This window comes from Roseisolibacter sp. H3M3-2 (assembly GCF_029211165.1).
GTDB lineage: Bacteria > Gemmatimonadota > Gemmatimonadetes > Gemmatimonadales > Gemmatimonadaceae > Roseisolibacter.
In genome coordinates, this window is record NZ_JARGEK010000129.1 from 1 (window position 1) to 11,875 (window position 11,875).

Consider the following 11,875-nt stretch of genomic DNA (forward strand, 5'->3'; position numbering starts at 1 on the left):
GACTTAGGGCACCGCGCCCGCCGTGCGCGGGGCGCCGGCGCCGCGCGGCCCGTAGCCGCCGGCGCCCGCGCCGCGGTCCTCGGAGCCCGGCTGCACCCCGAGCTCGCCGAGCTGCCGCCCGTACGCGTCGCGCCACGCCTCCATCTGCGTGGCGAGGTTGCGCAGCGCCACCTCGGCCGCCTGCGCCTCGCGCAGCAGCGCGTCGACGCGGCGGTCGAGCTCCGCGCGCACGTCCGTCCCGGCGCCGGCGCGCGCCTCCTGCACGAGCGGCGGCAGCGCCGCCGCCCCCTCGCGCAGCTCGTCGTGGCCGAGCGAGAGGACGTCGGTGGCCGCCACCGCGCGGTCGCCGTCGCCGGCGCCGAGGGCCTGCTGCTGCGCCTCGACGAGGCGGGCGTAGCGGCGGTAGGCGGCGCGCTGGGCGTCGAGCGCGTCGAGCGCGGTGCGCTGGGCGAGGGGGAGCGGGGAGCTGGCGATGGACATGGCGGTCCTCCTCCGGGCGCCCCGAGGGGCCCCGGCGTCGGCGCGGTGGGGACGGGCGTCAGTCGTTGTTGCTCTTGTTCAGCCCTGCGAGCTGCGACGACAGCGAGTCGCCGAGGCTCTTCAGCCGGCCGAGCGACGCCTCGAACTTGGCGTACTGCGCGAGCAGCGCCGTGCGCTTCTTGTCCAGGCGCGAGTCGATGTCGGCCACGCGGCCGGTCATGACCTGGTTGCGCTCGGTGAGGCCGGCGGTGCGCTGGTCGATCGTGCCGGTGCCGCTCTTGGTCAGCGCGTCCACCTGGTCGAACAGCGCCGTGCCGCGGTCGGCGAACAGCTTCACGAGGTCGTCGCGGCGCGTCGCGTACGTCGCCTTGAACGCGTTGGCGTCGAGCGACAGCGTGCCGTCCTTCTGCAGCGAGATCCCGGCCGTCGCCAGCCGCGCGAGGTCGGTCGCCGCCGGCGCGACCGCGGTGCCGATCACGGTCTGCGTCAGCGCGCCGCGGATCGAGCGCAGCAGCCCGTCGCCGCGCAGCGGGGGCGAGCTGCCGTCGGCGGCGGCCAGGTTCTGCGCCTGGATGAAGGTCACGACCTTGTTGTACGCCTCGACGAACGCCTTCGCCGAGTCGACGCCGGCCGACGGGAGCCGCTCCACCGTCACGGTGGCCAGCTTCCCCTCCTCGGCGGCGGTCAGCGTCAGCGTGACGTCGGCGATCGCGTCGGCGACCGTGTTCGACGTGCGCGTCATCGGCACGCCGTCGACGACGAACGTCGCGTCGGACGCCCCCTGCAGCGGGGCGTTGTTCAGCCCGAGCGCCGACGTGAGCGTCCCCGAGACGTCGCTGAACGTGAACGCGCCGGCGCTCCCCATCTGCAGCCCGGAGAGCGAGAGGCGGGCGTCGGTGGCGCCGGCGGTGAGCACCGTCGCCTGCACCTTGGGGGCGACGCCGCCCAGCGCGTTGATCTTGTCGCGCACCTGGAGCAGCGTGTCCGTCGCCTCGACGGTGACCTGCCCGACCTCGGTGCCGCCGACGCTCATCGCGAACGTGCCGGTGAGCCCGAGCGCGGTCGCGGCGCCCGCGGCCTGCGCGGCGCCGATGGTCTTCTGCGCCCGCGCGAGCGACTTGACCTCGATCTGGTGCGTGCCCGGCGCGGCGCCGGTGCCGGCGGTGGCGGCGAGCAGCGACCGCCCCGCGGAGTCGGCGCCGCTGGCGGAGGTCGTGAACGCGCTTAGCCCGCTGCCGGTCTTGAACCCCTCGGCGGCGGTGCGCAGCGCGTCGAGCAGCTTGCGCAGCTGGTCGAAGGCATCGGACTTCTTCTTGTTGAGACCGATCTGGGTCTCGAGGCGGGCCGCCGGCCGCCGCTCGAGCAGCATGATCTGCTCGACCAGCGCCTTCGAGTCGATGCCGCTCGACAGCCCGGTGATCGTCGTGAGTGGGTCGGCCATGGGGACTCTCCTCGGTGCGCGGCGCGTCCGGCGGTGCCGGCGCGCCCAGCGATGACGACCGGCGGCCCCGAAGCGACACGCTCCGGGGGTCGCGCGTGGCGACCCCCGGAGCGCGGTGCCTCAGGCGCCGGATCCGCCGCGATCAGCCACGGAGGAGCTGGAGGATGCCCTGCGTCCCCTGGTTCGCCTGCGAGAGCATCGACTGCGCCGCCTGCGAGAGGATGTTGCTCTTCGTGAACTGGCTCATCTCGTACGCCATGTCGGCGTCGCGGATGGTCGACTCGGCGGCCTGCGAGTTCTGCAGCGTCACCGCGACGTTCGCCGAGGCGAAGTCGAAGCGGCTCTGCGCCGAACCGACGTTCCCGATGGCCGTGTTGACCGAGTTGATCGCCGAGTCGAGGGCGCCGAGCGCCGTGACCGCGGTGGCCGAGGTGGTGATCGACAGCGTGTCGAGGTTCAGCCCCGCCGACGTGGTGCGGAGGTTGACCGACGTCACCGAGATCGTGTCGTCCGTGCCGTAGGCGCCCGACGAGCCGACCTGGAAGCGCCCGCTGCCGCCGGCGACCACGATGTTGCCGTCCGCCGCGCCCGCGACGTAGCCCGCGCCGTACGAGACGGTCAGCCCGAGCTTGTCGAAGTTCACCGAGCTGTTCGCCGCGACGCCCGTCACCGCCTGCGTGATGGTCTGGCCGCCGATCGTGGCCGTGGCCGAGATCGCGCCGCCGCCCGCGTCCGTGAAGGTGTAGGTGCCCGCGGCCGCGCCGGTCGCCTGGACCGACACGCCGGCGACGGCGAGCAGGGTGTTGGTCGCCACGTCGGCCGTGTCGATCGACGAGCCGAACGTGCCGTTCACCAGCGCCGTGCCCTGGTACTTCGTGGTCTGCGCGATGCGGTCGATCTCGCTGCGCAGCTGCGTGAACTCGGCGTTCAGCTTGTCGCGCTGCGTCCCGATGCTGTCCGAGTTCGCCGCCGTCGCCAGCTCCTTCATGCGGTCCAGGATGCTCGACACCGTCTGGATCGCGCCGTCCATCACCTGCAGCATCGCCGTGCCCTGCGACGCGTTCTTCTGCGCCTGGCCGAGCGCGCGGTTCTCCGCGCGGAACTTGTTGGCGATCGCGAGGCCCGCCGCGTCGTCGCCCGCGCGGTTGATCCGGAAGCCCGAGCTCAGGCGCTGGATCGACCGCTCGGTCGACTGCGAGTTCACGCTCATGTTGCGGAGCGCGAAGTTGGCGGCGTTGTTCGTCTGGATCTTCATTGCGAGTCACTCCCTGACGGTGTGGAATCGGAGCGTCCGTGCTCCTGGCGGCGTCCGGCGGTCCCGTTCGCCTCTGGGGAGTGGTATCGGCGGGACTCCCGAAAACTTGAGCGGGCCGCCCGAAGGCGGCCCGCTCGGGTCGATCCGGCCCCCGTCGGGGGAGCGGCGATCAGTCCAGGGAGAGCGGCTCGGTGATCCCGTAGCGGTCGTCGGACCGCACCACCTGCCGCCCGCGCCGCGCCGCCGTCGCGAGCAGCACGGGGGCGCGCAGGTTCACGCTCGGCGCGTCGCCGTCGCCGCGGGGGAGGGTCACGATCGCCAGCACCGCGACGTCGTCGGGGCCCGCGGCGCCCAGCGCCTCGCGGTCGGCCGGCGACAGCTCGACCTCGTACGCCGCGGCGCACCGGAACGGGTCGGCCAGCAGGAAGACCAGCGCCCCCGCGTCGAGCGACTGCAGCCAGAAGAGCCCCTCGCGCCCCGCCGGCACCAGCGCGAAGCGGCGCGCCCCCTCGAAGCCCGGCAGCCCGTCCGGGAAGTCGTAGCACGCCGCGGCCGGGACCTCGATGGGGCCGAGGAGGTCGGAGGCGACGGACACGGGGGCGTCGGGGAGGAGCACGGCGGTCATGGGGAGGTCAGCGCAGGTACTCGGTGAGGCTGAGGCCCATCACCCGCGACGACGCGAGCATGGCGGCCTGGTAGGCGGTCTGGCGCGCGACCATCTCGGTGATCGCCCGCTCCATGTCCACCTCGGCGAGGTCGGACCGGAACGACTCGAGGTTCTGCTCGACGGCGTCGAGCTGCGTCTCCAGCAGCTCGACCTGGTTCTGGCGCGCGCCCGCCTCGCCGACCAGCGCCTGGACGCCGGCGAACGACCCCTCGAGGTCGCGCATCGCGGCGCCGATCCGGGCCGGGTCGTCGGCGGCCAGCGCGTCGCCGAGGTCCTGCAGCACGTCGAAGACGCCGGTGTCGAGGAAGACGGCGCTCCCGTCGTGCGGGCCGGTGAGGTACTGCCCCGCCCCGACCTCGATCTGGCGCGTCCCGGTCGGCGGCGTGGCGACGCCGGCCACCAGCGGCGCGAAGCGCGGCGCGGTGGCCGTCTGCGCCCCGTCGAACGGGAGGCGGTCCTGCGCGTTGGTGCCGCCGAACAGGTACTCCTCGCCGAAGCGCTGGTTGCCCAGCTGCACCGCCTGCGCGAGCAGCTGCCGCACCTCGACCGCCGCGGCCCGGCGCGAGTCGGCGTTGGCGGTCGCGCCGATCTGGCCGACCCCCAGCTCCTTGGCGCGGATCATCAGCTGCGTCACCTGGTCGAGCGCCGTCTCCTCGGCGTCGATCCGGGCGCCCACCGACTGGACGTTCCGCCGGTACTGCTCCAGCGCCCGCAGCTGCCCGCTGGCCTGCATGATCGCCGACCCGGCGGTGGGGTCGTCGGACATCTTTCGCACCTTCTTGCCGGTCGCCACCCGCTCCTGCGCCTCGGCGAGCAGCCGCTGGTTCTCCAGCAGCCGGGCCGTGAGCCCGCGGGTGACCATCGAGTTGGTGACGCGCATGCGACGATGCAGGGCGGGAGGGACGCTCGGCGGGAGGACGAGAGTGCCGGGCGGGGCGTCACGGGACGCGTTCCCGGGGAGTGTCGGCACCTCGCGTGCGCGGCGTGAGCGCGACGTGAACGGCGCGCTTCCGCCGGCACGTCCCGGCAATATCTTCCGCCCCCATGGCCACCATCCTGTACGTCGACGACGAGCCGGCCGTCGGGCTGATCGTCGAGGACACGCTGCGCCGCGCCGGCCACGACCCGGTGGGGGCGCGCAACGTCCCCGAGGCGCTCCAGGTGCTGGCCCGCACCCCGGTCGAGCTGATCGTCTCGGACTACCGGATGCCCGGGATCACGGGGCTCGAGTTCCTCTCGATGCTGCAGCGCGAGGGGTACGACGTCCCGGTCATCATGCTCACCGGCTACGCCTCCATCGAGCACGCGGTGGCGTCGATCAAGGCCGGCGCGGTGGACTACATCACCAAGCCGGTCCGCCCCCAGCAGCTGGAGCTGGCGGTCGAGCAGGCGCTCGAGTTCGTGCGCCTCAAGCGCGAGAACGAGACGCTGCGCCACGAGGTGATGGCGATCCGCAGCGAGCGGCAGATCGTCGGCGACAGCCCGGCCATCCGCCGCGCGCTGCAGACGGTGGCGATGGCCGCCCCGACGCGCGCCACGGTGCTGCTGCAGGGGGAGAGCGGGACGGGCAAGGAGCTGTTCGCGCGCGCGATCCACGAGCAGAGCGACCGGCGCGACAAGCCGTTCATCACGCTCAACTGCGCCGCGCTCCCCGAGGGGCTGATCGAGAGCGCGCTGTTCGGCCACGAGAAGGGGGCGTTCACCGGCGCCATCAAGCGCGTCGAGGGCGCCTTCGAGCGCGCCCACCGCGGCACGCTGCTGCTCGACGAGATCAGCGAGATGCGGCTCGACCTCCAGGCCAAGCTGCTGCGCGTGCTGCAGGAGCAGGAGTTCGAGCGGGTGGGCGGGACGGCGCCGATCAAGGTGGACGTCCGCATCATCGCGACGACCAACCGCGACCTCGCCGTCGAGGCGCAGCAGGGGCGCTTCCGCCAGGACCTGTACTACCGCCTGAGCGTGATCCCGATGTCGATCCCGGCGCTGCGCGAGCGGCCCGAGGACATCCCGCTGCTGGCGTTCCGCTTCGCGATGCGGACGGCGGAGGACGTCGGCAAGCGCCTCGACGGTATCGCGCCCGACACGCTGGCGCTGCTGCAGCGCTACCCGTGGCCGGGGAACGTGCGCGAGCTGCAGCACGTGATCGAGCGCGCGGTGATCCTCTCCCCCGACCCGCTGATGCCGCCGCACGCGCTGGAGGCGGAGCGCTTCGGCCTCACGCACGCCAGCGCCGTCGCCGGCGCGATCGACGGCCCCTCCCCGCTGCGCGCCCTCGCCGCCGGCTTCGGGGGGCTCGGCTTCGCCGCCGGCGCCAACGGCCGCGCGCTCGCCGAGGACGGCGCCGAGGACCCGATGCGCGTCGTGCTGCACTCCCTCGACGTGACCAACGCCGAGAAGGTGCTGATCGCGCGGGCGCTGGAGGTGTCGCAGCAGAACCGGACGCGGGCGGCGGAGCTGCTGGGGATCTCGGTGCGGACGCTGCGCAACAAGCTGAACGGACCAGAGAAGGCGTGATCCGGTACGGCGTGGTCTGATACGGCGTGGTCCGGCACTACGTGAGCCAACACCGACAGGTGAAGGTCACGCCGTACCTGAGAACGCCGTATCGGACCACGCCGTCATCGACCACGCCGTACCTGTCCCTCGTACGGCTCCATGTGCACCAGCACCCCGTGCACGCGCGGCACCGCCGCCCGGATCGCCCCCTTCACCATCCCCGAGATGACGTGCGCCGCGTCGAGGGGGGTGCGCGGGTCGGCCTGGACGTGGATGTCCACGTGGAGGGCGGTGCCCGCGCGGCGGACGACGAGCTTCTCGACGTCCAGGACGCCCGCGACGCCGCGGGCGGCGCGCTCCACCGGGGCGGTCACCTCCTCGCCGGGCATGCGGTCCATCAGGTCGTGGAGCGCGGGGCGGAGGAGCTGCACGCCGTTGTAGGCGATGACGCCCGCGGCGAAGAGCGCGGCCCAGTCGTCGGCGGCGGCCCAGGCGGGGTTCGGGCTCAGGCGGCTCCCGATCAGGGCGGCCGCGATCCCGACGAAGGCGGCGGCGCTGGTGATCGCGTCGCTCAGGTGGTGCCCCGCGTCGGCGCTCACCGCGGTCGAGTCGAGCGAGTCGCCGAGGGCCCCGACGCGGCGCGACAGCACCCCCTTCACGGCCACCACCCCCACCAGGACCAGCAGCGTCCAGGCGGCCGGCGGGCGGTGCGGGGTGCGGATCTCGCGCACCGCCTCGACCGCGATCCCGGCGGCGGCGGCGACCAGCATCAGCGACACCACCGCCGCCGCCAGCGACTCGGCCTTGCCGTGGCCGTACGGGTGGTCGTCGTCGGCGGGCTGGGCGGCGATGTGCAGCCCCCCCCACACGACCAGGGAGGCCACGATGTCGGCGGTCGACTCGACCGCGTCGGCCACCAGGGCGTAGGTGTGCCCGAGGAGCCCGGCGGCCAGCTTGACCGCGGCCAGCAGCGCGTTGACCACCAGCCCCAGCTGCGCCGCGCGGATGGCGGCGCGGTGCGCGGGGGAGGCGGCGGACGACATGGCGCCGAATCTATCCGGCGCCCGCGGTCGGGGGGACGTGCGGAGGCACGGGCGATGCCCTGGGGAGGGGGGCACCGATCACCCGAACCCGCGATCCCATGCTGCGACTGCTCGCTTCCGGCCTCCTGACCCGCTCCGCCTCGCGCCGCCTCTCGCGCTTCATCCCCAACCCGTTCGTGCGCACGCTGGCCGTCGCCGCCACCGGCTACGCCATCGCGCGCGTCGTCGGGCCCAAGGTCCGGCGCTGACCGGCCGTCAGGCCACGTTCGTCGAGCGGAGGTAGACCGCGCCGGCCTCCTGCGCGCGCAGGACGGCGTAGACGCCCGACGGCTGGAGGATCACGCCGGGGACGAGCCCGGCGTGGACCTCCGCGCGCACGTCCTCGACCTTCTGGTTGGAGCGCCGCGCGATCCCGTTGATCATCTGGTTGAGCGCGAGGTTGCACGCCAGCACCACCGCCCCGCTCTCGATCAGCGAGACGATCGTCGGCTCCCCGTTCTCGGCCGTGATGCGCGCCACGTCCCCCTCGGGCTTGGGGGCGTCGGCCCGCGGGCGGGCGATCGGGTTCCGCTCGGCGGGCTTGCCGGTCACCGGGTCGTTGACCTTCCGCATCTCGCCCAGCTTGTACTTCGCCCACAGGGCGTCGTCCATGGCGAGCACCGTCCCGGCGTGGCGCACCACGACCACCGGGACCGCCGCCCGCGCCTCCTCCGCCCCCAGCGCCTCGCGGTAGCCCTGGCGGAAGAGCCAGGCCTGGAACACCGGGAGCCCGTCCTGCACCTCGGGGCCATCGAACACCGCCTTGTGGCGCGCCGCGCGGACCTTGGCGGTCCACGAGTCGTCGAAGCGACCGCCGGGGACGTTGGCGGGCGCCCCGCCGCCCGACCCGCCGGCGAACGAGGCGGCGCCGGCGGCGGAGGCGCAGCCGGTCAGCCCCGCCGTGGCGAGGCCGGCGGCGGCGAGCTGGGTCAGGAAGTCGCGGCGGGGAGAGGAGGCGTCGGTCACGGGAGGGGTCACCAGATCTGGGCGCGCTGCGCGGCGGGGCGGACCATCTTGTCGCCCTCCTTGCAACCGAAGGCGGCCTTGAACTCGGGCATGTTGCCGAGCGGGCCGTTCACGCGCCAGATCCCCGGCGCGTGCGGATCGGTCTGGACCTGGCTCCGGGCCGCCTCGTCGCGCTGCAGCTGGCGCCACGCCTGCGCCCAGCCGAGGAAGAAGCGCTGCTCCGGCGTGAAGCCGTCGATCGTCCGCCGCGGCTTCCCCTCCAGCGCCTTCTGCATGGCGTGGTAGGCGATCGTGAGCCCGCCCAGGTCGGCGATGTTCTCGCCGAGCGTCAGCTGCCCGTTCACCTTCGTCACGCTGTCGACGACGGTGTAGGCGTCGAACTGCTCCACCACCTTCTGCGCCTCGGCCCTGTACTTCGCGGCGTCGGCGGGCGTCCACCAGTCGCGCAGGTTCCCCTTGCTGTCGTACTGGCGCCCCTGGTCGTCGAAGCCGTGCGACATCTCGTGGCCGATGACCGCGCCCATCGCGCCGTAGTTCACCGCGTCGTCGGCCTGCGGGTCGTAGAACGGGGCCTGGAGGATGCCGGCCGGGAAGACGATCTCGTTCCAGCTCGGGTTGTAGTACGCGTTCACCGTGGGCGGCGTCATCGCCCACTCGGTCTTGTCGATCGGCTTCCCGAGCTTGGCCCAGTTGCGCGCGCGGTTGAAGTCCTGCACGCGCTTGAGGTTCAGCAGGTACGGCCCGTCCCTGACGTCGAGCGCCGAGTAGTCGCGCCACCGGTCGGGGTAGCCGATCTTGGGCGTGAAGGCGGCCAGCTTCGCCAGCGCCTCGCGCTTGGTCGAGTCGCTCATCCACGCCGCGGCGTCGATCCGCGCGCGCAGCGCGCCGCGCAGGTTCTCGACCATCGCCAGCGCGCGCCGCTTGTCCTGCTCGGTGAAGGTGCGGCGCACGTACTCCTGCCCCACCGCCTCGCCGAGCGCGCCGTTGGTGCTGCCGGTGCACCGCTTCTCGCGCGGCTGCTGCTCGCGGGCGCCGCTGAACAGCGCGCCGAAGCGGAACGCCTCGTTCACGAACGCGGAGCTGAGCGCCCCGGCCGCGCCGTCCACCGCGTGGTAGCGCAGGTACGCGCGCCAGCTCTCCACCGGCTCGGCGGCCAGCAGCGAGTCGACGGCGCGGAAGTACGCCGGCTGCCGCACGTTCACCTCGGTGAACGCGGGCGCGCCCTGCGCCTTGAAGTAGGCGGCCCAGTCGATGTGCGGCGTCATCTTCTGGAAGTCCGCCAGCGACATCTTGTTGTAGACGGCGTTCGGGTTGCGCATCTCGACGCGCCCCATGTACGCCCGCGCCATCCGCGTCTCGAGCGCCAGCACCCGCTCGGCGTCCGCCTTCGCGGTGGACGCGTCGGCGCCGGCCAGCTCGGCGTACCTCGCGATGTGGGCCAGGTAGGCGTCGCGGACCTGCCGGGAGCGCGCGTCGTCCTTGAGGTACAGGTCGCGGTCGGGGAGCCCGAGCCCGCCCTGGCTGGCGTTGACGATCAGCGCGCTCGAGTTCTTGGCGTCCGGCCCGGGCCCGGCGCCGAACGGCGCGAGGCCGGCCTCGGCCTCCAGCGCCCCCAGTTCGCGGGCGAGCTGCTCGTGGGTCTGGATGCCGTCGATGCGCGCCAGGAGCGGCTTCAGCGGGGTGATCCCCGCCGCCTCGAGGGCCGCCGAGTCGACGCACGACCGGTAGAAGGCGCCGATCCGCTGCACGTTGGCCCGGGTCGAGTTCCGGTCGTCGACCGCCGGGACGGTGCGCACGGCCTGCCGGTCGGGACGGCCGGCGGTGCGGGCGTCGGGACGCGGCTGGGCGGCCGCGGCCTGCGCGATCTCGCGGAGCACCGCCTCGTTCTTGTCCTGGAGCTCGTTGAAGCTCCCCCACCGCGCGTAGGCCGGCGGGATCTGCGTCTTCTTGAGCCAGCCGCCGTTGGCGTACTGGAAGAAGTTCTCGCAGGCGGCGCAGGTGGTGTCGAGGTTCGCGGGGTCGATCCCGCGGGGGCGGGTCGGGGCCTGGGCGGCGAGCGGGGCGGTCGCCAGGGCGAGCGCGGCGAGCGCCAGGCGGGGACGGAAGGGGACCATCGGCCTTCTGTGATGAGGGGGACTGCGGAAGCCCCGACAGTACCCTCGGACCGGTCGCGCGCTCCACCCTCGGGTTGTGAAATGCCGGCCAACACTCGGCAGGTTGTGCCAGGCGGCAGGAATTTCCGCTCCGGCGACTTTTCTCAAGCTATTGAGGATCAACCACTTAGCGTCTGGTGCGATCGCTGCTTGAGGGCGGGTGCCACCCTCATCCATATCGACCCATGCTCTTCGGCTTCATCAACCGCGTCTCGTCCGCCGCCTCGCTCCGGGGAGCGCTGGACGTCAGCGCGGCCCGGACCAAGGCGATCGGGGACCGGGTGGCGAAGGCGTCGCTGAACAACGGCGACGGCTTCAGCCTGGCCGCGACGACCGCCGAGAGCCCGAACGGCGCCCAGCCGGGTCCGCCGGTCGACCTGGAGTCGGAGATGGTGAGCCTGGCCGACGAGCAGCTGCGCTACGAGGCGACCGCCAAGCTGCTGGAGAAGACCTACTCGACGATCCGGCTGAGCCTCCGCGACCGCTGACCTCGTAGACGCCCATGCCCGCGATCCCCAAGCTCGGCCTCCTCCCCGCGTTCGCGCCGCAGGCGCCGGTGCGCCCGATGTTCCGCTCGCTGGCCATCGCCGCGAGCGGGCTGTCGGCGCAGCGCCAGCGCCTGGAGACCATCGCGTCGAACCTGGCCAACGCCGAGACGACGCGCGGGCCCGACGGGACGCCCTACCGCCGCAAGGTGGCGGTGCTGCAGTCGGCCGGCGCAGAGACGCAGTTGTTCGGCGCCACCACGCCGCCAGGCGCCGGCGGGACGGTGTCGAACCCGGTCCGCCCCTTCGGCAACGCCGCCTTCCAGGTCCCCGCCCTCGCCGCCGCCCAGCGCGGCGACCGGGTGGGCGCGATCGAGGTCCCCCTGCTCGGCCAGGACGACGGGCTGCACGGGGTCCGGGTGGCCGGGATCGCCGAGGACCAGACCGAGGGGCCGCTCGTGTACGACCCCGCGCACCCGGACGCCGACCAGAACGGCTACGTGCGCTACCCGAACGTCCGCGTCACCGACGAGATGATCGACATGCTCGACGCCCGGCGCATCTACGAAGCGAACGCCACCGTCTTCCAGTCGGCGAAGGCGATGCTGAAGAAGGCGCTGGAGATCTGATCCCGCTCGACGCTCGCCGCTCGACGCTGGCTTCCGAAAGCGTCGAGCGTCGAGCGTCGAGGGTCGCGGCACCGCATCAATCGAGAATAGCTCCCCCATGTCCGTCTCGAACGTCAACAACCCGCTGACCTCCGCCCTCCGCACCGTCGGGCGCCCCCTCACCGGCGGCGTCGGCGGGACCGGGGCGGCGGGCGCGCAGCGGCCGGCGGCGGCGCCCGCGCAGG

Annotated in this window: 12 protein-coding genes; 4 read left to right on the plus strand and 8 right to left on the minus strand. The window is 73.4% G+C overall.

Going from position 1 to position 11,875, the window contains the following annotated elements; genetic code table 11:
- Nucleotides 1-3: 3 nt before the first annotated feature.
- The 5 genes from PYV61_RS12270 to PYV61_RS12290 all read right to left on the minus strand — a co-directional run bounded on the left by PYV61_RS12270 (nt 4) and on the right by PYV61_RS12290 (nt 4,723).
- The gene (locus PYV61_RS12270) at nt 4-480 is read right to left on the minus strand and encodes a hypothetical protein (protein WP_275831869.1); all 477 of its coding nucleotides are present in this window, start codon (nt 478-480) and stop codon (nt 4-6) included.
- Between the two features lie 58 nt (nt 481-538).
- Nucleotides 539-1,921, minus strand: coding sequence for a flagellar filament capping protein FliD (gene fliD / locus PYV61_RS12275; protein WP_275831871.1), 1,383 nt, complete (start codon nt 1,919-1,921; stop codon nt 539-541).
- Nucleotides 1,922-2,063: 142 nt separating this feature from the next.
- Entirely contained in the window at nt 2,064-3,176 is a 1,113-nt protein-coding gene (locus PYV61_RS12280; RefSeq protein WP_275831873.1) for a flagellin, read from the minus strand.
- Between the two features lie 169 nt (nt 3,177-3,345).
- Nucleotides 3,346-3,801, minus strand: coding sequence for a flagellar assembly protein FliW (fliW, locus tag PYV61_RS12285; RefSeq protein WP_275831875.1), 456 nt, complete (start codon nt 3,799-3,801; stop codon nt 3,346-3,348).
- 7 nt (nt 3,802-3,808) lie between these two features.
- A complete protein-coding gene (locus tag PYV61_RS12290; RefSeq protein ID WP_275831877.1) occupies nt 3,809-4,723 on the minus strand; it encodes a flagellin in 915 nt (304 codons plus the stop codon).
- A gap of 164 nt (nt 4,724-4,887) precedes the next feature.
- Here PYV61_RS12290 and PYV61_RS12295 point away from each other — a divergent pair, with 164 nt between their 5' ends.
- Nucleotides 4,888-6,354 carry a sigma-54 dependent transcriptional regulator gene (locus PYV61_RS12295; RefSeq protein WP_275831879.1) on the plus strand — a complete coding sequence of 489 codons (1,467 nt, stop codon included), beginning with the start codon at nt 4,888-4,890 and terminating at the stop codon, nt 6,352-6,354.
- A 104-nt stretch (nt 6,355-6,458) separates the two neighbouring features.
- On the opposite strand, the gene PYV61_RS12300 is transcribed toward PYV61_RS12295, so the two are convergent.
- A complete protein-coding gene (locus PYV61_RS12300; protein ID WP_275831881.1) occupies nt 6,459-7,379 on the minus strand; it encodes a cation diffusion facilitator family transporter in 921 nt (306 codons plus the stop codon).
- Between the two features lie 98 nt (nt 7,380-7,477).
- Between PYV61_RS12300 and PYV61_RS12305 the strand changes: the two genes are divergently transcribed.
- On the plus strand, nt 7,478-7,627 hold the full coding sequence (locus tag PYV61_RS12305; RefSeq protein ID WP_275831883.1) for a hypothetical protein: 150 nt from the start codon (nt 7,478-7,480) through the stop codon (nt 7,625-7,627).
- Nucleotides 7,628-7,634: 7 nt separating this feature from the next.
- Here the strand turns inward: PYV61_RS12305 and PYV61_RS12310 are convergent, their stop codons facing one another.
- Together PYV61_RS12310 and PYV61_RS12315 are read right to left on the minus strand one after the other, a co-directional pair.
- Nucleotides 7,635-8,396: a hypothetical protein gene (locus PYV61_RS12310; protein WP_275831885.1), complete on the minus strand. Its 762-nt coding sequence runs from the start codon at nt 8,394-8,396 to the stop codon at nt 7,635-7,637.
- A complete protein-coding gene (locus PYV61_RS12315) occupies nt 8,393-10,498 on the minus strand; it encodes a M13 family metallopeptidase (RefSeq protein ID WP_275831887.1) in 2,106 nt (701 codons plus the stop codon). Before PYV61_RS12315 ends, PYV61_RS12310 begins: the two co-directional genes overlap by 4 nt.
- A 224-nt stretch (nt 10,499-10,722) precedes the next feature.
- On the opposite strand from PYV61_RS12315, the gene PYV61_RS12320 reads away from it, so the two are divergent.
- Nucleotides 10,723-11,025, plus strand: coding sequence for a hypothetical protein (locus tag PYV61_RS12320; protein WP_275831889.1), 303 nt, complete (start codon nt 10,723-10,725; stop codon nt 11,023-11,025).
- 14 nt (nt 11,026-11,039) lie between these two features.
- Nucleotides 11,040-11,651 carry a flagellar basal body rod protein FlgC gene (gene flgC, locus PYV61_RS12325; protein ID WP_275831891.1) on the plus strand — a complete coding sequence of 204 codons (612 nt, stop codon included), beginning with the start codon at nt 11,040-11,042 and terminating at the stop codon, nt 11,649-11,651.
- The last annotated feature ends 224 nt before the right edge of the window (nt 11,652-11,875 follow it).

Excerpts from the sequence above, each read along its gene's own strand:
- PYV61_RS12270 (WP_275831869.1), bottom strand. The coding sequence starts at position 480 with ATGTCCATCGCCAGCTCCCCGCTCCCCCTCGCCCAGCGCACCGCGCTC.
- fliD (WP_275831871.1), bottom strand. The coding sequence starts at position 1,921 with ATGGCCGACCCACTCACGACGATCACCGGGCTGTCGAGCGGCATCGAC.
- PYV61_RS12280 (WP_275831873.1), bottom strand. The coding sequence starts at position 3,176 with ATGAAGATCCAGACGAACAACGCCGCCAACTTCGCGCTCCGCAACATG.
- fliW (WP_275831875.1), bottom strand. The coding sequence starts at position 3,801 with ATGACCGCCGTGCTCCTCCCCGACGCCCCCGTGTCCGTCGCCTCCGAC.
- PYV61_RS12290 (WP_275831877.1), bottom strand. The coding sequence starts at position 4,723 with ATGCGCGTCACCAACTCGATGGTCACCCGCGGGCTCACGGCCCGGCTG.
- PYV61_RS12295 (WP_275831879.1), top strand. The coding sequence starts at position 4,888 with ATGGCCACCATCCTGTACGTCGACGACGAGCCGGCCGTCGGGCTGATC.
- PYV61_RS12300 (WP_275831881.1), bottom strand. The coding sequence starts at position 7,379 with ATGTCGTCCGCCGCCTCCCCCGCGCACCGCGCCGCCATCCGCGCGGCG.
- PYV61_RS12305 (WP_275831883.1), top strand. The coding sequence starts at position 7,478 with ATGCTGCGACTGCTCGCTTCCGGCCTCCTGACCCGCTCCGCCTCGCGC.
- PYV61_RS12315 (WP_275831887.1), bottom strand. The coding sequence starts at position 10,498 with ATGGTCCCCTTCCGTCCCCGCCTGGCGCTCGCCGCGCTCGCCCTGGCG.
- PYV61_RS12320 (WP_275831889.1), top strand. The coding sequence starts at position 10,723 with ATGCTCTTCGGCTTCATCAACCGCGTCTCGTCCGCCGCCTCGCTCCGG.
- flgC (WP_275831891.1), top strand. The coding sequence starts at position 11,040 with ATGCCCGCGATCCCCAAGCTCGGCCTCCTCCCCGCGTTCGCGCCGCAG.